Below are 19,938 nucleotides of genomic sequence, written 5' to 3' on the forward strand. Positions count from 1 at the left end.
AAGGGCCGGGATGTATTGGTTGCGGCGGGCTCGGGAGATGAGCCAAAAGGAGAGGATGATGAATTTCCATATCAACACCGCTGCGGCTCTCGCCGTCGTCGCTTCGACCGTTATGGCTTTCACCGGCCAGTCTCATGCAACCGCGTTCGCCGCTTGGCAAGTGGCTGGCGTGCCGTTCGGCGACACGCTCAACGTTCGCAAATATCCGTCCGGCACCTCGCAGAAGCAGGCCGCCTATCCCAACGGGACGATCCTGCAGATGACCGGCAAGTGCACCAGCGGCTTGAATCTTCTGGAGATCGCCGGCCAGCCGCACTGGAAACAGAAACAGGCAATTCGCTATCAATGGTGTCAAGTTTGGCACGACCCGGCGCAAAATGGTGGTTTTGTTAGTGGCTGGGTCTATGGAAAATACCTCACGCCGTATTGAATCCGGTCAGACCGAAGATCTTCTTCGGCGGGTTTCGCCAACGCTTTGCAACTTGCGGTTTGGTACGAATCCGACAATCAGCCGCCCAAACCTCGAAGCATAGACCAAGCATCGCTGCCCACTTTATGAGTCCTTGCTGATTTAGCGGTGGTGTGACCTTACGTCATGCTAGTCCTGGTCCGACCAGAAAATATCGCGAAGTTACAGAGTGCACGAAAGATTGAAGCTGAAGAGCGACTATTCGATGAATATCGTTGAATATAGCGCAAGATGCGAATTGACTTACTTTGTCTGTGGGCTCATTAAGATGCCCGGACGCGAATCCATGAAGCTCTTCCCGCGTGAAATTCGCGCCATGCCCGATCTTCCAAAAAGGGCGCAAACAGAAACATCCTTCGTTGGGGCCTAAACCATGGATATCGTCGAAACACCTTCCAGAAATAGCGATGCGCTGATCGAGCTGACCGCCGATGTGGTGGCAGCCTATGTCAGCAACAATCCCGTGCCCGTCGGCGAACTGCCGAACCTTATCGCTGATGTCCATGCCGCTCTCGGGCGCGTGGGCGGAGCAAGCGAACAGCCTCCGGCCGACAAGCAGAAGCCTGCGGTAAACCCGAAGCGCTCTGTTCATGACGATTACATCGTCTGCCTTGAAGATGGCAAGAAGTTCAAGTCGCTGAAGCGCCACCTGATGACCCATTACGGTCTGACGCCCGATGAATACCGCGAGAAGTGGAATCTCGACGCCAGCTATCCGATGGTTGCCCCTAACTATGCCGCTGCCCGTTCGCAGCTGGCCAAGAAGATGGGCCTCGGCCGCAAGCGCAAGGGGCGGTAACACCGGCTCCAATGGACAAGATCAACGGCGCCCCTTACGGCGCCGTTTTGTTTCTAGAACAATTCCAGGAAAACTGCCGAGCGCTTTCTCTTGGGAATTGCGTCGAAAGAAGAGAAGATAGAGCAATCAAGCAGTCTGCTTGAGAGCCATCTCGGCGTCGCGCTTGATGCGCTTGACCATTGAGCGCAGGCCATTGGCCCGCTGCGGCGACAGATGTTCGTCGAGGCCAAGCGACCTCAGCGTCGCCTCGGCGTCCGTTTCAAGGATCTGGCTGGCAGTCCGTCCCGAAAACAGCGCCAACATGATGGCGACCAGACCGCGTACGATATGAGCGTCTGAATCGCCTGTGAAGGTGATGACCGGATCGGCGCCCGGCGCTCGGCTCGTGGTCAGCCAGACCTGGCTGACGCAGCCCGGCACCTTGTTGGCGGCGTTGCGTTCGGCGTCGGGAAATGGCGGCAGCGCTTCGCCGAGCTCGATCACATAGCGATAGCGGTCTTCCCACTCGTCGAGCAGGGAGAAGTCGTCGCGGATCGTCTGGATCGTCGTGGCCATTGCTCGGGATATAGTCATCCGCGGCTGCGGCGTCACGGAAAAAGAAGAAAAGCACCGCAGGCATCGAGAGGTCCGACCGGCCTGCGGTGTCGCTGTAGATACCAGCTGAAACGGTGTTTAGTTCTTCGCCACCAGCTTGGCAGGTATGTTGACTGTCGCCGGCAGCACGATGTCCTCGGCGACGCTGCCGGTGGCCAGCGATGTATCGGGCGAGGTCTCGGCGCTCTTGTCGTCCAGCATGGCGGCGGCGATCTTGGCGGTTTCCTTGGCCCGGGCGCTGATCGTATGCATCGCCGACTTGCCGGTTTCGCAGACGTCCGGCTTGCGCTCGCAAATGCCGGCGATGTCGCCGACCGCTTCGCGCGCCGCAAAAAGCGCCTGGAACGGCCCGACGCTCTCGCGGCCATCCTCGTCGGGGCCGACGGTCAGCGGCAGCGCTAGCAACACCAGCGAAAACCAGAACGCCATTCTTATCAAAAAGCCCATCGATCTGCCCTCTCGTCCAATGACCGGATCATGCGTCCATGCGCAATGACCTCTTTATATCAGCCACAATGGCACATGAGGCGCAAAGGACGGCTTTCCTGCTCAGCGAAAATTTTCCTCAAATTTTAGGCAAATTCGAAGCGAGGCGTTTTGCAGTGCATTAGCCTCAAATGCCGGCGATTTTCTTAACCTTGCAGTAACCATCTAAGCGATTGTTGCGCATGGATATCTTCAGAAGAGCAGGCATGCCGGCTCAGGGTTTCGCAGCCACGGGCACGCCCTTTGCACATAACGCTCCGTTTACTATGGCCACAAATGGCGGTGCATTCCGGTGCCGGCGCTCCAATTTTTGCCGCAGCGCGCTCGTTGTTCGGGTCAGCCTTATTCATTCCTTAAACGCTGGATGCGAGTTTCAAACAAGCAAAAGCGACCTGCAAAGCAGGGGCAGTCACGACCGGGTGCGAGTGCGTTGAGTTTGACAACTGCCAGATATATTGAACTGCCTGGCGCGCTGGCGGCTGGTTGCGAACGCATGGTCCATCCGGCCATCATCGGCCAGGGCGATCGCCTGCGCCAGCGCCGGTTCATCGGCATCATGCTTGCCGCTCCGTTCTTCGCCGCCGGTGCGGCGGTGACACTGGTCACCTCGGGCATGGGCGCCGCCGTCACCGTCGCAACCATTTTCGCCGCCTTCGGTCTTTGCTGGTTCGCCGCCTTGCTGGTGGCGGCGTCAGGCAAGATGACGCTGGCAGCCCAGGTTGCCCTTGCCGCCGGCGGTCTTGCCCTTGCCGGCGCCGTCGCGGCAGCAGGCGGCCTGGCGTCGCCGGTTGCGCTGCTGTCTCTGGCACTGCCATTCGAGGCCTGGTGGATCGGCGGTTCAAAGCGCGCGGCACTTTGGGGCGGCCTCTCAGCCTTGGCCGCAATGCTGCTGCAGCCCTTTGTCGGCTCTGTCGTCCCGCTCGGCGGGGCGCAAGTCGCGGCGTGGCACTGGCTGCTGCCGCTCGCCTGGGGCCTGACGCTGGTTCCCCGGCTCGCAGCCCTCGGCGATGCCGCACGCGCGCAGCCCGCGCTCCTTCCAAACGACCGCCTTGAAGACATGATCGACGCCGTTGTCCTGCATGTCGCCCGGCATGGCGAGGTCCTGGATGCCTCGGCCAAGGCGCGCACCATCCTGAAGCTGCCGCCGGAACTGCTTTTCGGCGCCGGCCTGTTCGACCGCATCCACCTGTCCGATCGCGTCGCTTATCTCAGCGCGCTTGCCGACATGCGCGATGGCGCCCTGGCGCGCCGGCTCGATCTTCGGGTAAGGCTGCCGCAGGACGGCAGCGCCTCAACGGCCGACAATTACCGGCCATTTCAGCTCGAACTGATGCGCGCCGAAGAGCAGCAGGAGACCTTCACTCTGCTGCTGCGCGAGAACGACGAGACTGCCGAATTGCGCGACGAGCTTGCTGCCGCCAATGAGGCCGCAGCGTCGGCAGAGGTGGCGAAGGGCCGCTTCCTGGCGGTCGTCAGCCATGAGCTTCGGACGCCGCTCAACGCCATCATCGGTTTTTCCGACATGCTGCTGCATGAGATGTTCGGCGGCTTCAAGGACCCGCGCCAGAAGGAGTATGTCGGCCTGGTGAAGGAGTCGGGCCAGCATCTGCTTGCCGTCGTCACCTCCATCCTTGATGTCTCGAGGATCGAGGCCGGCGCCTACGCGACCGAGCCCGAACCGTTCCGCTTTATCGAAGCGGTCGAGATGTGCCAGTCGATGATGCAGCTGCAGGCCAATGCCAAGAACATCGGACTCCAGGCGCAGATTGCGCCGGACGCCGGCGAGATCAATGCCGACCGTCGTGCCGTGAAGCAGATCCTGATCAACCTCATCTCCAATGCGGTCAAGTTCACGCCCGATGGCGGCAATGTCGTCGTCGGCGCCAAGCGGATCGGCTCGCGGCTGCATTTCTGGGTCAGGGACACCGGCATCGGCATCGCCGAGGAAGATTTTGTCAATCTCGGCAAGCCGTTCATGCAGATCCAGAACGACTATACGCGCCGCTTCGAGGGCACCGGGCTCGGCCTGTCGCTGGTCAAGGGCCTGGTGGCGCTGCACGACGGCACGATGTCGATCGAAAGCATGCCGGGCGAGGGGACGACGGTCACGATCAGCCTGCCGGTGAACGGGCCGAAGAGGAGCGCGACCGACAGGAACGGCGTGCTGCCGATGCCCGCGACCAGGACGAAAGGCGACGCGAAAGGGGACAGGAATGGCTCGCTCCGCAAAACAGCCTAAGGCGGTCAAGCGCCGCAGCGGCGCGTTCGAGGCCGGCGCGATTGCGCTCGGCGGCGCGATCTCGCGCAATCCGGTCCTGGTCGGCGGGTCGACCGCCTTCCTGGTGACGCTGTTCTACGTTTCCGCCAACGCGCTGTGGTACCAGCCGTTTCCGCATGCCGGCGCCTTCTTCGCCACCCGCAGCATCGAGGGTTTTCCGCACCCCGGCGCGGACGAACCCGAAACCACCATCAACATCCTGCGGCCCGGCCCGGCACCGGTCAAAAGCGACCCGACCGTCGAGCAGGTCCAGGGCATCCTGAAGGATCTCGATTTCTACACGGGAACGGTCGACGGCATTTCCGGGCCGAATACCCAAAAGGCGATCCAGGCCTACCAGCAGAAAGTTGGCCTGCCGGCCTCCGGTGAGATCGACGCCGTGCTGCTCGACCAGCTCGGCGCCAAGCAGACCACAGCTGGCATCCCGCATCCGCTGCCGCGGCCCGTGGATATGGCCGCCGCTCGAGTTGCCGCGCCCGAGGCCGCGCCTGCGCCCATCCCGGTTTCCGCGCCGGTATCCGCCCAAGCGCCCGATGCCCGCATCGTCAAGATCCAGGCCGGCCTGAAGGCATTCGGCAATGACGACATGCAACTCGACGGCGTCGTCGGCGCCCGCACCAAGGCGGCGATCAAGGAATTCCAGTCGCTGTTCGGCCTGCCGGAAACGGGCGAGCCCGACGAGGTCGTCTACGTCAAGATGCGCGAGATCGGCCTGACCAATTGAGTGGTCAAGACGACCGCTCGCGGATAGCCGAAAATCCGGCTAAGACGCCGCGCATGTCCTCCGGAGCCTCGTCATGCGCGTAACCACCGAGTTTTGGGTGTCGGCCCTGCTGCGCCGTGTCTTCGGCGCCGGCGGCTTTGCGGCCGTCGTCAAGCGCGGCGCGACCGAGGCCGGCGCTGTCTTCGTGCTCTCCCGCGGCAGGCTGGGCGACGTCTCCCTGTTCGGCCCGGCGCCGCAGACGAGCTACGATTCGGACAAACCGGATGATCGCTTTTTCACGCTGCTCGGCGCCGGCGACGATGCCGCCGCGCTTGACGCCAGGCTTGAGCGGGAGAAAAAATTCGATCCCGACATCTGGGTGGTCGAGATCGAGGCCGGAACGGTTTCCGTCGAGGAGCTTCTCTCCGTCAAGACGCCTTGAGGCTGGCCCCTAAGCTGGCTTTGTCGACGTCCGGCGCTTGGTCGCCATTCGCGGCGACAGGGGTGTTGCCGCGCACCGCTCGCGACAATGTTTCGGCCTTCCAGCCGCGCACCTTGTCGAGCGCCGCCTCGTGGTGCAGCAGCCGGTAGCGGTCGAGGAAGATGCGGATCGCCTGCGGGTGCGGAAACTCCCGGGGGTAAACCGCGACCACGATCAGGAATGCCCTGTCCTCACTGAGGTCGAGCGCCCGCAGCGCGGCGAGCAGCGAGACATAGCTCGAATGCTCGGTCAGCGACCGCGCCGTCGAGAAGTCGATATCGAGCGCGTCGGCAAGCGCGGTCTGGAAGAAGGCGGCGTTGCCGGTCAGCGCCGTCTCGCGCAGCTTGCTGTAAGTTGCTGAGCCGGCGAAGGGATTGACCGATGTCGCCTCGCCCTCGGCGAGCATCATCGAGCGCAGGCGGCGCCTGGCGGTTTCGGCGGCGCTGCCGGGCAGTTTTGGTGCGCTGGGAGCGGCGGCAGCGGCTTCGGCGTCGGCGCCCGCCACGTCGGCGATCGGCTCGGGCTGCCGCACGCGCACCAGGGTCGGCTTTTCCAGCGCCTTGATCAACTGCGCGATGGTCGGGTTCAAATCCTTGCGGCGGGCAATGGCGCGCGCATGCGGCAGGCCGTGGCGGCCGATCAACGCGATCAGGTCGATGTCGCCCAGCGCCCGCGAACGGACGAGCAAGGGGGCGCAGACATCGACCGGCTCCTCGCAAAGCCGCCGCACCAGGGCGGCCGGCGCATATTCGCATTCGGACAGGGCGGCGGCGACATAGCGGCGCGATTCGACCGGCACGCTGTCGAACAGCGGCAGCGTCAGATCCTCGAGCTGGGCGATCTCGCGGCGCGACGGGCGGGTCAGCGAGCAGAACGCCGACACGGCGGCGCGAAACAGCCTTTCGGCTTTTCCCGATTCCGTCCGTATGGCGATTTGCCTGAAATCCGAAGCTGACACGGAAGATACGCCCGACACTCGACACAACCCGGGCCATGCTCAACCGCAACAGTGTCGGTTTCGCGCAAGGCCTGGAACAAACATCAAATTAGCCGCGATCCGTTAGCGCTCCGTTAACCCTCTGCCGGCCTTAATCACATTTGGAGGCGTTGCGTTGTGCTCCGGGGCAACCGAGAGGAATACGCGAACCATGGGCATGGTACTGTCTTTCGTGCCGCGATCGGCACCAGTCAATCGAGCAGTTCAGGACACCGGTACGCCAGCGGCGGTGATCATTTTTCCCGGCGTCCGCTACGAGCATCCGCCATTGGCAGGCCAGGCGCGGCCGGCGGACAAGCCGGGCACACCACGGACGCCTGTTCCGCACCACTGAGTTTGCTGGTCGTCGGGCTGAGGTCAGTAGTCCTGCAGTTCGCAGGAGCTCTGGTCCAGGAACTGCGACACTATCGGCTTCCAGCTGTCGTCAGGCACGAAGGCGCGGATGACGAAGATGCCTTCCTCGATCGGCGCCTCGACGAAGATCGCCCCTTGCAGGTCTTCGGGAAGCTCCCTGCGCACGTCGATCATCTGTGCCGGCGTCAGCACCACGGTGTCCAGCTTGCTGCCGGTCGCCGTGCGGTCGTTGAAGGAATAGAAATTGTGGCCGTTGCGGTCATAGACCGACACCGACCAGAACGGCACGCTGCCCGGCGCCTTGATCCGCACCATGCCTTCGGCAAGGTCGAAGCGGCAGGCGGCGGCGTAAAACAGCGGATCTACCGACTTCACCACCGGCGCGCCGCCCGCCTCGGCATCCAGCCTGGTCATCTTGTAGAGGTCGGACGCCATCGCCAGCCGTGACCAGGCATCGCGCTCGGTAAATTCCGGCACCAGCAAAAGCACCACGATGTGGACGATGCCGGCGCCGAGCAGGCCGAGCAGGATGGCGTGCAGCAGCCTACGCATTGCAGCCAGCCTTGACGATCCGGGGCAGCGACACGTCGGAAAGGCCGGTGCTTGAGGCAATCGGCGTGTCGTAGAAGGTGAGCACGAAATACATCCGGCCAAAACCTTCGATCAGAAGCCAATTGCCGGGGGCCGGACGGTTGCCGACGGCAATGATCACCGAATTGTCGGGCTGACGCAGCACCTGGTAGGATTGCAGCGCCGCCAACCTTGGCTTGCCGGTGTCGACCACGCCGAGCGATTGATCCGCGGCATAGAGCGTCCAGAACCGGGCTGTGGGGAAACTGCCCTCGATCCTGTAGTCGCATTGCCGCTGAAGCTCATTGCCGGCCGCATCGCGCTCGGCGATGAAGGACAAGCCCTCGGCCTTGCCGAGCGCCAGCACGCCTTCACGCGCCACGCGCGCCTTCGAATAGGGGTCGGCATCTTGCGTGCCGATCTCGGGAAAGGCGGTCCATTCGCCGATGCTGATCGCGCCGACGCCGCTCTGCGCCTGCAGCGCATACCAGACGCTGCCGCCGCCGAGGCCGATGGCTATGGCAAGCGAAAGCAGCGTGAAAAAGGCGGTCTTGAGCATGAAGAACCGGGACGAGTGAATTATCGTTGGGGGATATAGCGGGGCAGGCCGCAGAGCAAGCAGCGCTGTGGAATCAAAGCGCCGACAGGGTCTCCGGTGTCTGCGGCGAGCCGAGCACGGGCGCGGCCTGGAACACCTTGGTCATCTCGCGCAGCGTCTGTGTCGTGCGGCTGGACAGCACCGCCGGGCGCTCGGCCGCGGCATCCGCTGCTGCCTGATCGGCATTTTTCTTCTCCGCTTCCTCGGCCTTGGCCGCGATCTCTTCGTCGACGAAGGGTTTGTCTAGGCCGGGGATCGGCTTCAGGTCGATATTCTGGTGCGCGTAGACCATCAGCCGCTGCCACACCATCGCCGGCAGCGTGCCGCCGGTCATGTTGCGGGTCGGGGTGAAGTCGTCATTGCCGAGCCAGACGGCAGCCGTGTAATTGCCGGTGAAGCCGACGAACCAGGCGTCGCGGTAGGATTGCGTCGTCCCTGTCTTGCCCGCGACGACGATGTTGGGCAGTTGCGCGCGCCGCGCCGTGCCGATCGCCGGCACCGCAGCCAGCATGGTGTTCATGTATTTCAGAGCCTGTTCCGACAGAACCCGATGCGGCGCCGGCGCATCCTTGGCAAAGTCGTAGACGACATCGCCGGTGCGGGTGACGAGCTGGGTGATGCCGTGCCGCGAGCCGGCGAAGCCGTTCTGCGCGAACACGCTGTAGCCCGTCGCCTGGTCCATGACCGTCATGCCCGATGTGCCGAGCACCATGGTCTTGTGCGACTCCAGCGGCGATTCCACGCCGAATGATTCGGCCATCGCCTTGATCGGGCCGATGCCGAGATAGTCCTTGGCCAGCCGTACCGGCACGGTGTTGATCGATTTGGCGATCGCCGTGATCAGCGTCACATTGCCGGCCGAGCCGCCATTGTAATTGTGCGGTGACCAGCCGCCCCAGCTGATCGGCCCGCCTGAGACGACCGAGTCCGGGGTGAACCCGTGCTCCATGGCGGTGGCGTAGACGTAAGGTTTGAACGAGGAGCCGGTCTGGCGCAGCGCCTTGGTGGCGCGGTTGAACTGGCTTGCGCCATAGTCGCGGCCGCCGACAATGGCGCGCACCGCGCCATTGGTCTCGATCACCACAACGGCGCCCTCGGTGACGTTGTACTCCTTGCCGAACTGGCGCAGGTGAAATTCGACGGATTCTTCCGCTGCCTTCTGGATGTTGGCATCGAAAGTGGTGTGTGCGACGAGCGAATGCTGGCCGGGCTTGGCGATTTTCTTGACCTCATCGAAGGCCCAGTCGAGGTAATAATCCGGGCTCTTCTGCTCGCCGCGGTCGACGATCTCGGCTGGATGCAGCCTTGCCTGCAGCACCTGGCCTTCGGTCATGAAACCGGAATCGACGAGGTTCGACAGCACCACATTGGCGCGAGCACGGGCGGCGGGCAGGTTGATGTGCGGGGCGTATTTGGTCGGCGCCTTGAACAGGCCGGCCAGCATCGCCGCCTCGGCGAGGTTCAGATCCTTGACGCTCTTGCCGAAATAGAAATCCGCCGCCGCCTCGATGCCGAACGTGCCGCCGCCCATATAGGCGCGGTCGAGATAAAGCTGCAGGATCTCCTTCTTCGACAGATTGGCCTCCAGCCACAGCGACAGGAAGGCTTCCTTGATCTTGCGTTGGAAGGTCCGCTCATTCGACAGGAACAGGTTCTTGGCCAGCTGCTGGGTGATGCTGGAGCCGCCCTGGACGACGGAATTGGCTCGCACATTCTCGAAGATGGCGCGCGACAGGCCGAGCACGTCGATGCCGTAGTGCTCGAAGAAGCGCCGGTCCTCGGTCGCCAGCACTGCTTTGATGACATGGTCCGGCATCTCGTCGACAGGCACGGAATCGCGCTGGATGATGCCGCGCTGGCCAATCTCGTTGCCGTAGCGGTCGAGGAAGGTGACGGCGAAATCGCCCTGACTGCGCCAGTCGCCGGTGGTGATCTGGAAGGCCGGCATCGCGAGTGCGAGCAGCACGACGACGCCGCCGGCGCCCATCGTAAAACCTTCGCTCAGCACCTCGATGATGCCGCGTCGCCAGCCGGTGACTCGGAAGCGCCGCGAAAAAATGGTCGCCGATTCCCAGAACTGTCCGGCCTTGAAGCCGATTTCGTAGAGCGAGGAATCGATCCACGCGTCCACCGCCAGCAGTGCGGCGGCGATCGGACCTCTTCGTCTTGGACGTCGTTCTAAAGGACTGGCCATTCCCGAAACTCACCCAACCCACCTGAGAACCGCAAGCGGGCAATTTCAGGGCGGGCATACCCGGCGAAGACTATTCTTCCATTTCAGCCCGGCTCACAAGGGCAGCCAGGCCACACCGCACGGTTTGTTGAGCGCCGCCCGGATCGTGACGCTGGAGGTCGACGCCGTCGATGCCGACGCCAGTGGCTTCGAGCCAGTCTGGCACAAGGGCCGGCGCGTCGGCTTCGTCGCCTCAGCCGGCTATGGCTACACAATAGGCAAAAGCGTCGCGCTGACGTTGCTGGGCGACGAATTCGCCGGGGAGGGGACCGCGCTTTCGGTGCACATTGTCGGCGTCGAGCGGCCGGCGCGAATTATTCCGGCCTCGCCATACGACCCCGAGGGCAGGCGATGCGGCAATGAGGAGTTTTGGCCATGGTCGATGACATCATAAGGGAGACCAGGCGCGAGCGCCGGCGCGGGCACACCGGTGAGGCCGGCAGCGGGCCAAGCCGCCACCCGAACTATCGCTCGCTCAAGAACCCGTTCCTGCCGCAGCCGGTGTTTTCGGACGACCAGGTCGCGGCCATCCACGACACGGCGTTGCGCGTGCTGGAAGAGCTCGGCATCAAGGTGCTGCTGCCGGAGGCACGGGCGATCTACGCCAAAGCCGGTGCGCTGGTCGACGAGGACAGCCAGATGGTGCGCATCGGCCGCGATATTGTCACTGCGGCACTGGCCTCGGCGCCGAAATCCATCCGGGCGCTGGCGGGCAACCGTAGCCGCGATCTCATGCTGGAGCTCGGCTCGATGACGTTCCTGGCCGGAGCCGGGGCGCCCAACGTCACCGATCTCGAACGCGGACGGCGTCCGGGCACGCTCGCCGCTTTCGAAGAACTGACCAAGCTTGTTCAGAATTTCGACGTGCTGCATATGCTCGGCCCCTGGATCGAGCCGCAGGATGTCGACAACCATTTGCGCCACTATGCCGTCAACCGTGCGCAGCTGACCCTGTCGGACAAGTTCCCCTTCGTCTTCGCCCGCGGCACGCCGCAGGTCGAGGATGGGTTCGAGATGATCAGGCTGGCGCGCGGGCTCTCGCAGGACGAGTTCCTGGCCGGCGTCCATTGCTATACCGTCATCAACACCAATTCGCCGCGCCAGCTCGATATCCCGATGGCGCAAGGCATCATCGACTTCGCCAGGGCCGGCCAGGTCTCTGTCATCACGCCCTTCTGCCTGGCCGGCGCCATGGCGCCGATCACCGTCGCCGGCGCATTGACGCTGCAGCATGCCGAGGCGCTGGCTGGTCTCGCGCTGGCGCAGATGGTGCGGCCGGGCGCACCGGTGGTTTACGGATCCTTCTCCTCCAATGTCGACATGAAGTCCGGCGCACCGGCCTTCGGCACGCCCGAGCACGTCAAGGCGACGCTGGGCGCCGGCCAGCTGGCGCGCTTCACCGGCCTGCCTTGGCGGTCCGGCGGCGGCAGTGCGGCCAACATTTCCGATGTGCAGGCGGCGCACGAGACGCAGTTCGCGCTGTGGGGCTCGGTGCTTGCCGGCGCCACCGTCTGCATCCATGCCGCGGGCTGGCTGGAGGGTGGCCTCAGCGTCTCCTACGAGAAGCTGATCACCGATATCGAGGCATTGCAGACGGTTGCCGAACTCTGCGCTACGACCCCCGGCGACGAGGATTCGATCGGCTTCGAGGCGATCGCTGAAGTCCAGCCGGGCGGGCATTTCTTCTCCGCCGGCCACACCATGACGCGCTACCGCACCGCCTTCTACGAGCCGCTGGTCGCCGATTGGTCGAATTTCGGCAGCTGGACGCAGTCCGGTTCGAAGTCGGCCACCGAGCGCGCCACCGGCATCTGGAAGCGGACGCTGGCCGACTTCCAGCCGCCTGCGTCGGCCGTTGCCACATCCGATGTGCTCGACGAGTTCATTGCCCGCCGCACCGAAGAGGGCGGAGCGTTGCCGGTGTCGTGAGGTTGGCAGCCGTCACGTCGGCCGCTTGTCGCCGGTCTTCGACGGCTCGCGGCGAATTGGCCCGGCATCGGCCTGCCTGTGCTTGTCGGCGGCAATCCGGCGGATGCGATCGAAGCGGCTCTCCTCCGCCGGCTTGGTCGCGGATACAGCGTTTGGCTTCGGGGCGAATGTGATCATCTGTCGATCTCCCTGTCGTTGATGACAGTCTTGACTGACTGACGGAAATTCCTGGCTCGCCGGGGAAATGTCCCCGGCAGCCTGTTCTGATTTATGCCCGCCCAGATTCCAGCGGGCAATTTTCGGGCGATGGTCAGTAGCCGCCCATGCCGCCACCGCCGCCCGCAGGCGCCGCATCCTTGGCCGGAACGTCGGTGATCATCGCTTCGGCGGTGATCAGAAGGGCGGCGATCGAGCCGGCGTCCTGCAACGCGGTGCGCACCACTTTCGCCGGGTCGACGATGCCGGCCTTGATCATGTCGACATAGACCTCGTTCTGGGCGTCAAAGCCCTGATTCTGGTCCTTGCTGTCGGACAGCCTGCCGACGACGATCGAGCCTTCGACGCCGGAATTCTCGGCGATCTGGCGGATCGGCGCTTCAAGCGCCCTGAGCACGATCGAAATGCCGGCGGTCACATCGTCATTGGCGCCGGTCAGGCCGGCCAGAGCCGATCTTGCGCGCAGAAGCGCCACGCCACCGCCGGGCACGATGCCTTCTTCCACCGCCGCGCGCGTCGCATTCAGCGCGTCGTCGATGCGGTCCTTCTTTTCCTTCACTTCAGACTCGGTGACGCCGCCGACGCGGATCACGGCGACGCCGCCGGCGAGCTTGGCCAGCCGCTCCTGCAACTTCTCCTTATCGTAGTCGGACGTGGTCTCCTCGATCTGGCCCTTGATCTGCGCGATGCGCGCCTGGATGGTCGCCTTGGTGCCGGCGCCGTCGATGATCGTGGTGGTGTCCTTCTCGATCAGTACGCGCTTGGCGCGGCCAAGCATCTCGATGGTGACGTTTTCGAGCTTGATGCCGAGATCCTCGGAAATCATCTGGCCCGATGTCAGCACGGCGATGTCTTCCAGCATCGCCTTGCGGCGATCGCCGAAGCCCGGCGCCTTGACGGCCGCGACCTTGAGGCCGCCGCGCAGCTTGTTGACGACCAGCGTCGCCAGTGCTTCGCCTTCGACGTCTTCCGAGATGATCAGCAGCGGCCTGCCGCTCTGCACCACCGCCTCGAGGATCGGCAGCATCGCCTGCAGATTGCCGAGCTTCTTCTCGTGGATGAGCACGTAAGGCTCTTCCAGCTCGACGCGCATCTTGTCGGCATTGGTGACGAAATAGGGGCTGAGATAGCCGCGGTCGAACTGCATGCCTTCGACGACGTCGAGTTCGGTGTCGGCGGTCTTGGCCTCCTCGACGGTGATGACGCCGTCATTGCCGACCTTGTCCATCGCCTTGGCGATCATGGCGCCGACGCTGGCATCGCCATTGGCGGCGATGGTGCCGACCTGCGCGATCTCGGCCGACGACTTGACCTTCTTGGCCTTCGCCTTGATGTCCTTGACCACGGCGGCGACAGCCTGGTCGATGCCACGCTTGAGGTCCATCGGGTTCATGCCGGCGGCAACCAGCTTGGCGCCTTCGCGCAGGATCGATGCGGCCAGCACCGTGGCGGTGGTGGTGCCGTCACCGGCGAGGTCGTTGGTCTTCGAAGCCACTTCGCGCACCATCTGCGCGCCCATGTTCTCGAACTTGTCGGCAAGCTCGATTTCCTTGGCCACCGTCACACCGTCCTTGGTGATGCGCGGCGCGCCATAGGCCTTGTCGATGATGACGTTGCGGCCCTTGGGGCCGAGCGTGACCTTCACCGCATTGGTGAGGATCTCGACGCCGCGCAGCATGCGGTCGCGCGCGTCGGTGGCGAATTTGATTTCCTTGGCAGACATTTTTTTCAATCCCGTTGGTGTGGTGAAGCAAGCGGCTCGCCGGAGCCTGGCAAAGCCAGGCCGGTCAGGCGGCCTTCTTGGCTTTGACGCTTTTCTCGGTGACGACCGTCCCGCTCTTGCCGATAGCGGCCGTCTCGCTCTTGTCGATGACGCCCATAATGTCGGCTTCCTTCATGATCAGCAGGTCCTCGCCGTCGATCTTGACCTCGGTGCCCGACCATTTGCCGAACAGGATGAAGTCGCCGGCCTTGACGTCGAGCGGGACAAGCGCGCCGTTTTCGTCGCGTGCGCCCGGCCCAACGGCGATGACTTCGCCTTCCTGCGGCTTTTCCTTGGCATTGTCGGGAATGATGATGCCGCCCTTGGATTTGACATCGCCTTCGGCGCGCCGGATGACGACGCGGTCGTGGAGTGGCCGAAACTTCATGAGAACTTCTTTCTGGGGCCGGCATAGGCGACCGCGCCGTTCTTATAGGCGTGTTGGCACTCGATAGATAGGAGTGCCAAAAATTATTCGTGGCCAAAATTAAATATTAAAAAGTATTATGATGTCTGCAGGGTTCGAAACGTCGCGAGGCGCCTAGATATTTCGAAAAATTGAATTTCGAGGCCAAAGCGACTATTTATATCGTAAGTTCGATTTCACAATTTCAGGCACGAGGAGAGATTTAGGCGATGGCCGAAGGCAATCAGAGCATCATGGAAAAAGCTGAAGCCCGCTTCATGGACAAGCAGAAGAAGACGGCCGAGCGCAACAAGGCAACCTCCGACTACATGTCCGAAGCGAGGGCCAGGGAGATCAAGACGGCAAGGCTCAGGGAATTGCGCCTGGCCAAGGAAGAGGCCGACCGCGTCGCGGAAGCCTTGAACCCCACACCGAAGAAGAAGCGGGCGACAGTGGCGACAGTCAAGAAAGCCGCCGCCGCGCCGAAGGGGGGCACGTCATGAGCCTGACATTCCCCAATCCAAGTCGCTTCTATGACGAGGCCGGCAAGCGCATCCGCTTTGTCGGCCATGACGGCATGTTCCAGATTTCCTTCTCCGTCGCAGCCGATGCCCTCTCGAAGGTGCCATCAGGGACGGCGACCGCGGAAGCCACCTATCTGGCGGCCTTCGACACCGCGTCCAGCTCCATCCATGACATTGCCAGCAAGGCCTACGCCCGCACCCGCAAGAGCATTTATGTTCTCACAGCCGCGGATTTCGGCTAGCGCGCGTTCGTCTTGCATCAGGGCGGCTGAGATCAGCGTGCGTCAGGACTTGCGGTCGGCTTTTGCCCGCCGCTTGACGTCCCGGCTGTTCAGGCGGTCGGCCATCGCTTCCGCATCCCGCAAATTCATGGCCACCATTACCTGTTGCTTAAGCTCGACAGGCTGGCCGGTGAAGATGTCGAAGATAGTCCAGCTCTCGGGCTCGTCCATGCGCAACGCGTAGCGGTTTGCCATATCGGCATCAGGCCCTTGACATGCAAAATGCCGCCGCCATGATCAGGATTGTCCAGGCCACCACCGACAGCTTCAAGGCCAGGCCGCCATGCATTGAAAGTATCTCGCGCATGCGCAGGGCCACGGTGCTCTTCGACAGGGCGGGTGCTGCCGCAATCGCGACCGGGGGCTTGACGCCGAGCTTTCCAAAAGCCGGCAGCAGCGGTGGCGTTCGCATGAAATGACCTCGAATTGCCGGAGAAAACAGGGCTCCTCATAACACCCTTCTTGAAACTCCCCGCATGCCAAATAGAACCCGGTCCGTGAAAGGGCCATGCCGCCCGATTCGCCGCCTTCCATCAGGCGGATCGTCATCTGGCGAAATCCGTGCAACGCGGTTAGGTTGCGCGCGAAACTGAGGTTGTTCAAAGCGTGACAGGCGAACGGAGACGACGATGACGGCGCCCGGCGATTTGCTGCAAGCCTTGTTCATGAGATTGAAGAGCGATGCCTCGCTGACGGCGCTGCTCGGCGGCGCCGGGTTGCGCGAGCAGGCGGCCGACAGTGCCGCCTTCCCTTATGTGACCTATGGCAGGACCAGCGCATTCGATCTGGACACCGGCGCCGACAATGATGACGACCAGCTCATCACGCTGCATGTCTGGTCGAAGGCGCAAGGCGAGGCCGAGACGCGTCTGATCATGGACAGCATCCGGGCGCGCCTTGACGGCGCCGCTTTCGCCACCGGCTCGCGCGACCAGACCCGCCTGTCCCTGGAGTTCGCCGAGGCCCGCTACGACGAGGACCTGGCGCTCTACCACGGGGTGCTGCGGATACGCGCTCTCACCGAGCAAAGTGATTGAAGCAACCTAGATTTGCGCCTGAATCTCGGCCTTGTCGATGACTGACCACACCTCGCGGATGCGACCCTCTCCGAATTCGTAGAAAACATTCTCAGCGAACGACACGCGCTTGCCGTTCACCGGCAGGCCGAACAGCACGCCCTTGGGATGACAGTCGAAATGCAGGCGCGCCGCCACGCGCGGCGGCTGGCAGACCAGCAGTTCGATGTTGAAGCGGAGGTCGGGAATCGCCTCGAAATCGCCTTCGAGCATACGGCGATAACCCGACAGGCCGAGCATTTCGCCATTGTGCTGCACCTCGTCGCCGACAAAGTCTCCAAGTTTCGCCCAGTCCTGGGCATTCAGGCAAGCGATATAGCCCCGGTAAAGGTCGGCAAGGTGTTTATCCGTCATGGCGCACTCCGATGATTTGACGTTTTCCCGCGCTATTTAGGGCGGCCCCAGAATGGTCTCGCCTTGACCTGTTCCCAATCTGGCTGCGAATTGAGAACCTGCGCGCAAAAACCATAGCCGCGCAGCCGGTTTTCCGGTTATGAATCCATTGCCCGGTCTGAGGGACTGGGCGGTAGGATCGCATTCATTCGTTGCGCGCGCAGGGGGTATTGCGGGGATGGATTTTCACCCGTTCACCGTTCATTTCACGTTCAGCACAGTTGCGTTACAACGCCGACCATGAAAACGCTTCGCTCTCATGTCAGAACCGCGATACTGGCGCTCACAGCGGCCGGCCTGTTGGCGTCGCAAGCGACGCCGGCAGCCGCGGCGGATTGCTACGCGATCGGCCAGCAGGTTGCCGAGCAGAATGGCGGCACGCTGGCCAAGGCTTCGCAGACGACGCGTGGCGGCCAGGAGGTCTGCGTCATCGTCGTGCTTGTGCCGGGCAAGGACGGCCAGCGTCCGCGCCGTTCCGAGATCGTCGTCCCGGCGAACTGATCCAATCTTCCCTCTTGCAGGGCTCGTTTCCCAGACCACCGGAATCGGCCTATAGCTGACACATCAACAGGCCTGACCGATCATGCGCGTACTCGTCGTAGAAGATGACAAGGATCTCAACCGGCAGCTGGCCGACGCGCTGGTCGATGCCGGCTATGTCGTCGACCGCTCCTATGACGGCGAGGAGGGGCATTTCCTCGGCGACACGGAGCCCTACGATGCCGTCGTGCTCGACATCGGCCTGCCGCAGATGGACGGCATCAGCGTCGTCGAGCGCTGGCGCCGCAACGGCCGCAAGATGCCGGTGCTGATCCTGACAGCGCGCGACCGCTGGAGCGACAAGGTGTCGGGCATCGATGCCGGCGCCGACGACTATGTCACCAAGCCGTTCCACATCGAGGAGGTGCTGGCCAGGGTGAGGGCGCTGATCCGCCGCGCCGCCGGCCATGCCTCGTCCGAGCTCACTTGCGGGCCGCTGCGCCTCGACACCAAGGCCTCCAAGGCCGATGTCAACGGCGTGCCGCTGAAGCTGACCTCGCATGAGTTCCGCCTGCTGGCCTATCTGATGCACCATATGGGCGAGGTGGTGTCGCGCACCGAGCTGGTCGAGCATCTTTACGACCAGGATTTCGACCGCGATTCCAACACCATCGAGGTCTTTGTCGGCCGGCTGCGCAAGAAGATGGGCATCGACATGATCGAAACCGTGCGCGGCATGGGCTATCGCATGCGTGAGCCGGAGGCGTAAGGCGGAACCGCTCCCCATACCAGCAAGGAAGCCTTTTTCGGCGCGGCTCTGGCCGCGCTCGCTGGCCTTCCGCGTCATCGGCTTTTCCACGATCTGGGCGATCCTCACCCTGATCGTCATCTTCACTCTGATCACCACGCTCTACCGCCAGGCCAGCGAGCGCGGCTTCGACAGCCTGCTGTCGGCGCATCTGTTCAATCTGATCGGCTCGGTCGGCGTTTCCGAATCCGGCCAGCTCACCGGTGCTCCCGACCTTGGCGACCTGCGCTTCTCGGAGCCGAATTCGGGCTGGTACTGGTCGGTGGAGCCGGCTTCCGAAGGTGTGCACGGCAACCTTCATTCGTCCTCGATGACCACGACGATCCCGTCGCCGACCGTCGCCGAGGTGCCGTTCAATTCGAGCTTCCAGCGCAGCTACTCCACCGACGGTATCGGCGACGAGCAGCTCGAAGTGTTCGAGAGCGAATTCGTGCTCGATGCCAAGAACCGCGCCGCGCGCTTCCGCGTGATGGGCAACAAGACCGAGCTCGAACAGGAGATCGCCACCTTCCAGGGCCGATTGCTGACCTATCTCAGCCTGTTCGGCGTCGGCATGATCGCCATCAATGCGATTGCTATCCTGCTCGGCCTCCAGCCCTTGCGCCGGGTTCGCAACGCGCTTGCCCAGGTGCGCGAAGGCACGGCGCAGCGGCTCGATGGCCGGTTTCCCGCCGAGATCGAGCCGCTCGCCAACGAGACCAATGCGCTGATCGAAAACAACAAGCGCATCGTCGAGCGCTCGCGTACGCAGGTCGGCAACCTTGCCCATTCGCTGAAGACGCCGCTCGCCGTGCTGATCAATGAGGGCCGGGCTCTCGGCGGCGCCAAGGGCCAGCTCATCGCCGACCAGGCGGCGTCGATGCAGAAACAGGTCGACCACTACCTGCAGCGGGCACGGGTCGCGGCGCAGCGCGACAGCGTCGTCTACCGCACGCCGGTGACGCCGCTGGTGCAGCGCATGGTGCGCGTGCTGCAAAAACTCAAGCCTGATGTCAGCCTGTCGCTTGTGTTGCCGGCGGCCGACATCGTCTTCGCCGGCGAGCGCGAGGATCTGGAGGAACTGCTCGGCAACCTTCTCGACAATGCGATGAAATGGGCGAAGAGCACTGTTGCCGTATCCGTCACGCCGGCCGCAGCCGGCCTGTTCGAGCTATCGATCGAGGATGACGGTCCCGGCATCCCCGAGGACAAGGCCCGCGATGTCTTGAAACGCGGCCGGCGCCTCGACGAGACAAAGCCGGGAACCGGGCTCGGACTTGCCATCGTTGCCGACCTCGTCAACGAGTATGGCGGGGCGCTGGCGCTGGAACGCTCCACGATGGGCGGGCTGAAGGCGGTTGTGCGCTTGCGGAGCTTGCAATGATGTACTGCCCAGGGCCAATCGACACGGCCGAATGCCTGTGTTATGGCGGCCCCTCGATTGCGCAAAAGCCGTTAAGAACGGCCAAATTTCCGACAAATATCAATAGTATGACGTCCTGACGCCCCCGATGACGCGGCC

Annotated in this window: 25 protein-coding genes; 13 read left to right on the top strand and 12 right to left on the bottom strand. The window is 63.3% G+C overall.

The window, feature by feature from the left end; genetic code table 11:
• The first annotated feature begins 55 nt into the window (after positions 1-55).
• Positions 56-430 (top strand): SH3 domain-containing protein, encoded by a 375-nt coding sequence (locus tag AC3EML_RS13590; RefSeq protein WP_352521910.1) that lies wholly within the window; start codon positions 56-58, stop codon positions 428-430.
• A 412-nt stretch (positions 431-842) separates the two neighbouring features.
• Positions 843-1,268, top strand: a complete 426-nt coding sequence (locus AC3EML_RS13595; RefSeq protein ID WP_023673680.1) for a Ros/MucR family transcriptional regulator — start codon at positions 843-845, stop codon at positions 1,266-1,268.
• A gap of 126 nt (positions 1,269-1,394) precedes the next feature.
• On the opposite strand, the gene AC3EML_RS13600 is transcribed toward AC3EML_RS13595, so the two are convergent.
• Both AC3EML_RS13600 and AC3EML_RS13605 read right to left on the bottom strand, forming a co-directional pair.
• A complete protein-coding gene (locus AC3EML_RS13600) occupies positions 1,395-1,823 on the bottom strand; it encodes a SufE family protein (RefSeq protein WP_023684547.1) in 429 nt (142 codons plus the stop codon).
• Positions 1,824-1,940: 117 nt separating this feature from the next.
• Positions 1,941-2,309: a DUF5330 domain-containing protein gene (locus tag AC3EML_RS13605; RefSeq protein WP_023732038.1), complete on the bottom strand. Its 369-nt coding sequence runs from the start codon at positions 2,307-2,309 to the stop codon at positions 1,941-1,943.
• A 532-nt stretch (positions 2,310-2,841) separates the two neighbouring features.
• Between AC3EML_RS13605 and AC3EML_RS13610 the strand changes: the two genes are divergently transcribed.
• The 3 genes from AC3EML_RS13610 to AC3EML_RS13620 all read left to right on the top strand — a co-directional run bounded on the left by AC3EML_RS13610 (position 2,842) and on the right by AC3EML_RS13620 (position 5,771).
• Positions 2,842-4,587: a sensor histidine kinase gene (locus AC3EML_RS13610; protein WP_352521877.1), complete on the top strand. Its 1,746-nt coding sequence runs from the start codon at positions 2,842-2,844 to the stop codon at positions 4,585-4,587.
• Complete coding sequence (locus AC3EML_RS13615) at positions 4,562-5,350, top strand: peptidoglycan-binding domain-containing protein (RefSeq protein ID WP_023727647.1); 789 nt, start codon at positions 4,562-4,564, stop codon at positions 5,348-5,350. The genes AC3EML_RS13610 and AC3EML_RS13615 overlap by 26 nt, the downstream gene beginning before the upstream one ends.
• A gap of 73 nt (positions 5,351-5,423) precedes the next feature.
• Positions 5,424-5,771, top strand: coding sequence for a DUF1491 family protein (locus AC3EML_RS13620; RefSeq protein ID WP_023698568.1), 348 nt, complete (start codon positions 5,424-5,426; stop codon positions 5,769-5,771).
• Here the strand turns inward: AC3EML_RS13620 and AC3EML_RS13625 are convergent.
• From AC3EML_RS13625 to AC3EML_RS13640, 4 genes are all read right to left on the bottom strand, one after another.
• Positions 5,758-6,768, bottom strand: a complete 1,011-nt coding sequence (locus AC3EML_RS13625; protein ID WP_352521876.1) for a hypothetical protein — start codon at positions 6,766-6,768, stop codon at positions 5,758-5,760. The two genes, AC3EML_RS13620 and AC3EML_RS13625, sit on opposite strands and share 14 nt — an antisense overlap.
• A 396-nt stretch (positions 6,769-7,164) precedes the next feature.
• Positions 7,165-7,713: a DUF1254 domain-containing protein gene (locus AC3EML_RS13630; RefSeq protein ID WP_023684541.1), complete on the bottom strand. Its 549-nt coding sequence runs from the start codon at positions 7,711-7,713 to the stop codon at positions 7,165-7,167.
• Entirely contained in the window at positions 7,706-8,290 is a 585-nt protein-coding gene (locus tag AC3EML_RS13635) for a DUF1214 domain-containing protein (RefSeq protein ID WP_352521875.1), read from the bottom strand. The genes AC3EML_RS13630 and AC3EML_RS13635 overlap by 8 nt, the downstream gene beginning before the upstream one ends.
• Positions 8,291-8,363: 73 nt before the next feature.
• Complete coding sequence (locus AC3EML_RS13640; RefSeq protein ID WP_023684539.1) at positions 8,364-10,523, bottom strand: transglycosylase domain-containing protein; 2,160 nt, start codon at positions 10,521-10,523, stop codon at positions 8,364-8,366.
• 127 nt (positions 10,524-10,650) lie between these two features.
• Here AC3EML_RS13640 and AC3EML_RS13645 point away from each other — a divergent pair, with 127 nt between their 5' ends.
• Positions 10,651-10,956 carry a glycine cleavage T C-terminal barrel domain-containing protein gene (locus tag AC3EML_RS13645; RefSeq protein WP_245264567.1) on the top strand — a complete coding sequence of 102 codons (306 nt, stop codon included), beginning with the start codon at positions 10,651-10,653 and terminating at the stop codon, positions 10,954-10,956.
• The gene (locus AC3EML_RS13650; RefSeq protein WP_023684538.1) at positions 10,938-12,491 is read left to right on the top strand and encodes a trimethylamine methyltransferase family protein; all 1,554 of its coding nucleotides are present in this window, start codon (positions 10,938-10,940) and stop codon (positions 12,489-12,491) included. The genes AC3EML_RS13645 and AC3EML_RS13650 overlap by 19 nt, the downstream gene beginning before the upstream one ends.
• 12 nt (positions 12,492-12,503) lie before the next feature.
• Here AC3EML_RS13650 and AC3EML_RS13655 read toward each other — a convergent pair whose 3' ends face one another.
• The 3 genes from AC3EML_RS13655 to AC3EML_RS13665 all read right to left on the bottom strand — a co-directional run bounded on the left by AC3EML_RS13655 (position 12,504) and on the right by AC3EML_RS13665 (position 14,857).
• Positions 12,504-12,668, bottom strand: coding sequence for a hypothetical protein (locus AC3EML_RS13655; protein ID WP_023687237.1), 165 nt, complete (start codon positions 12,666-12,668; stop codon positions 12,504-12,506).
• Positions 12,669-12,801: 133 nt separating this feature from the next.
• Positions 12,802-14,430 carry a chaperonin GroEL gene (gene groL / locus AC3EML_RS13660; protein WP_023705440.1) on the bottom strand — a complete coding sequence of 543 codons (1,629 nt, stop codon included), beginning with the start codon at positions 14,428-14,430 and terminating at the stop codon, positions 12,802-12,804.
• 64 nt (positions 14,431-14,494) lie between these two features.
• Positions 14,495-14,857: a co-chaperone GroES gene (locus tag AC3EML_RS13665; RefSeq protein WP_023698577.1), complete on the bottom strand. Its 363-nt coding sequence runs from the start codon at positions 14,855-14,857 to the stop codon at positions 14,495-14,497.
• Between the two features lie 248 nt (positions 14,858-15,105).
• On the opposite strand from AC3EML_RS13665, the gene AC3EML_RS13670 reads away from it, so the two are divergent.
• Complete coding sequence (locus tag AC3EML_RS13670; protein ID WP_023698578.1) at positions 15,106-15,378, top strand: hypothetical protein; 273 nt, start codon at positions 15,106-15,108, stop codon at positions 15,376-15,378.
• Positions 15,375-15,641 carry a DUF1488 family protein gene (locus tag AC3EML_RS13675; RefSeq protein WP_023698579.1) on the top strand — a complete coding sequence of 89 codons (267 nt, stop codon included), beginning with the start codon at positions 15,375-15,377 and terminating at the stop codon, positions 15,639-15,641. The genes AC3EML_RS13670 and AC3EML_RS13675 overlap by 4 nt, the downstream gene beginning before the upstream one ends.
• 42 nt (positions 15,642-15,683) lie before the next feature.
• Here AC3EML_RS13675 and AC3EML_RS13680 read toward each other — a convergent pair whose 3' ends face one another.
• On the bottom strand, positions 15,684-15,875 hold the full coding sequence (locus AC3EML_RS13680) for a hypothetical protein (RefSeq protein ID WP_023670171.1): 192 nt from the start codon (positions 15,873-15,875) through the stop codon (positions 15,684-15,686).
• A 7-nt stretch (positions 15,876-15,882) separates the two neighbouring features.
• Positions 15,883-16,092, bottom strand: coding sequence for a hypothetical protein (locus AC3EML_RS13685; protein ID WP_352521874.1), 210 nt, complete (start codon positions 16,090-16,092; stop codon positions 15,883-15,885).
• Positions 16,093-16,309: 217 nt separating this feature from the next.
• On the opposite strand from AC3EML_RS13685, the gene AC3EML_RS13690 reads away from it, so the two are divergent.
• Entirely contained in the window at positions 16,310-16,717 is a 408-nt protein-coding gene (locus AC3EML_RS13690; protein ID WP_023670173.1) for a DUF3168 domain-containing protein, read from the top strand.
• A 6-nt stretch (positions 16,718-16,723) separates the two neighbouring features.
• Here AC3EML_RS13690 and AC3EML_RS13695 read toward each other — a convergent pair whose 3' ends face one another.
• Positions 16,724-17,110, bottom strand: a complete 387-nt coding sequence (locus AC3EML_RS13695; protein ID WP_023732030.1) for an ester cyclase — start codon at positions 17,108-17,110, stop codon at positions 16,724-16,726.
• A 279-nt stretch (positions 17,111-17,389) separates the two neighbouring features.
• Between AC3EML_RS13695 and AC3EML_RS13700 the strand changes: the two genes are divergently transcribed.
• The 3 genes from AC3EML_RS13700 to AC3EML_RS13710 all read left to right on the top strand — a co-directional run bounded on the left by AC3EML_RS13700 (position 17,390) and on the right by AC3EML_RS13710 (position 19,800).
• The gene (locus tag AC3EML_RS13700) at positions 17,390-17,650 is read left to right on the top strand and encodes a hypothetical protein (RefSeq protein ID WP_023670174.1); all 261 of its coding nucleotides are present in this window, start codon (positions 17,390-17,392) and stop codon (positions 17,648-17,650) included.
• Between the two features lie 82 nt (positions 17,651-17,732).
• Positions 17,733-18,398 carry a response regulator transcription factor gene (locus AC3EML_RS13705; RefSeq protein ID WP_023670175.1) on the top strand — a complete coding sequence of 222 codons (666 nt, stop codon included), beginning with the start codon at positions 17,733-17,735 and terminating at the stop codon, positions 18,396-18,398.
• Complete coding sequence (locus AC3EML_RS13710) at positions 18,382-19,800, top strand: ATP-binding protein (protein WP_023747490.1); 1,419 nt, start codon at positions 18,382-18,384, stop codon at positions 19,798-19,800. Before AC3EML_RS13705 ends, AC3EML_RS13710 begins: the two co-directional genes overlap by 17 nt.
• Positions 19,801-19,938: the final 138 nt, after the last annotated feature.

Source organism: Mesorhizobium sp. P170090 (assembly GCF_057786115.1).

What these genes read in the sequence shown, in the direction of transcription:
- AC3EML_RS13590 (WP_352521910.1), top strand. Translation starts at nt 56, where the DNA reads ATGATGAATTTCCATATCAACACCGCTGCGGCTCTCGCCGTCGTCGCT.
- AC3EML_RS13595 (WP_023673680.1), top strand. Translation starts at nt 843, where the DNA reads ATGGATATCGTCGAAACACCTTCCAGAAATAGCGATGCGCTGATCGAG.
- AC3EML_RS13600 (WP_023684547.1), bottom strand. Translation starts at nt 1,823, where the DNA reads ATGGCCACGACGATCCAGACGATCCGCGACGACTTCTCCCTGCTCGAC.
- AC3EML_RS13605 (WP_023732038.1), bottom strand. Translation starts at nt 2,309, where the DNA reads ATGGGCTTTTTGATAAGAATGGCGTTCTGGTTTTCGCTGGTGTTGCTA.
- AC3EML_RS13610 (WP_352521877.1), top strand. Translation starts at nt 2,842, where the DNA reads ATGGTCCATCCGGCCATCATCGGCCAGGGCGATCGCCTGCGCCAGCGC.
- AC3EML_RS13615 (WP_023727647.1), top strand. Translation starts at nt 4,562, where the DNA reads ATGGCTCGCTCCGCAAAACAGCCTAAGGCGGTCAAGCGCCGCAGCGGC.
- AC3EML_RS13620 (WP_023698568.1), top strand. Translation starts at nt 5,424, where the DNA reads ATGCGCGTAACCACCGAGTTTTGGGTGTCGGCCCTGCTGCGCCGTGTC.
- AC3EML_RS13630 (WP_023684541.1), bottom strand. Translation starts at nt 7,713, where the DNA reads ATGCGTAGGCTGCTGCACGCCATCCTGCTCGGCCTGCTCGGCGCCGGC.
- AC3EML_RS13635 (WP_352521875.1), bottom strand. Translation starts at nt 8,290, where the DNA reads ATGCTCAAGACCGCCTTTTTCACGCTGCTTTCGCTTGCCATAGCCATC.
- AC3EML_RS13640 (WP_023684539.1), bottom strand. Translation starts at nt 10,523, where the DNA reads ATGGCCAGTCCTTTAGAACGACGTCCAAGACGAAGAGGTCCGATCGCC.
- AC3EML_RS13650 (WP_023684538.1), top strand. Translation starts at nt 10,938, where the DNA reads ATGGTCGATGACATCATAAGGGAGACCAGGCGCGAGCGCCGGCGCGGG.
- AC3EML_RS13655 (WP_023687237.1), bottom strand. Translation starts at nt 12,668, where the DNA reads ATGATCACATTCGCCCCGAAGCCAAACGCTGTATCCGCGACCAAGCCG.
- groL (WP_023705440.1), bottom strand. Translation starts at nt 14,430, where the DNA reads ATGTCTGCCAAGGAAATCAAATTCGCCACCGACGCGCGCGACCGCATG.
- AC3EML_RS13665 (WP_023698577.1), bottom strand. Translation starts at nt 14,857, where the DNA reads ATGAAGTTTCGGCCACTCCACGACCGCGTCGTCATCCGGCGCGCCGAA.
- AC3EML_RS13670 (WP_023698578.1), top strand. Translation starts at nt 15,106, where the DNA reads ATGGCCGAAGGCAATCAGAGCATCATGGAAAAAGCTGAAGCCCGCTTC.
- AC3EML_RS13675 (WP_023698579.1), top strand. Translation starts at nt 15,375, where the DNA reads ATGAGCCTGACATTCCCCAATCCAAGTCGCTTCTATGACGAGGCCGGC.
- AC3EML_RS13680 (WP_023670171.1), bottom strand. Translation starts at nt 15,875, where the DNA reads ATGGCAAACCGCTACGCGTTGCGCATGGACGAGCCCGAGAGCTGGACT.
- AC3EML_RS13685 (WP_352521874.1), bottom strand. Translation starts at nt 16,092, where the DNA reads ATGCGAACGCCACCGCTGCTGCCGGCTTTTGGAAAGCTCGGCGTCAAG.
- AC3EML_RS13690 (WP_023670173.1), top strand. Translation starts at nt 16,310, where the DNA reads ATGACGGCGCCCGGCGATTTGCTGCAAGCCTTGTTCATGAGATTGAAG.
- AC3EML_RS13695 (WP_023732030.1), bottom strand. Translation starts at nt 17,110, where the DNA reads ATGACGGATAAACACCTTGCCGACCTTTACCGGGGCTATATCGCTTGC.
- AC3EML_RS13700 (WP_023670174.1), top strand. Translation starts at nt 17,390, where the DNA reads ATGAAAACGCTTCGCTCTCATGTCAGAACCGCGATACTGGCGCTCACA.
- AC3EML_RS13705 (WP_023670175.1), top strand. Translation starts at nt 17,733, where the DNA reads ATGCGCGTACTCGTCGTAGAAGATGACAAGGATCTCAACCGGCAGCTG.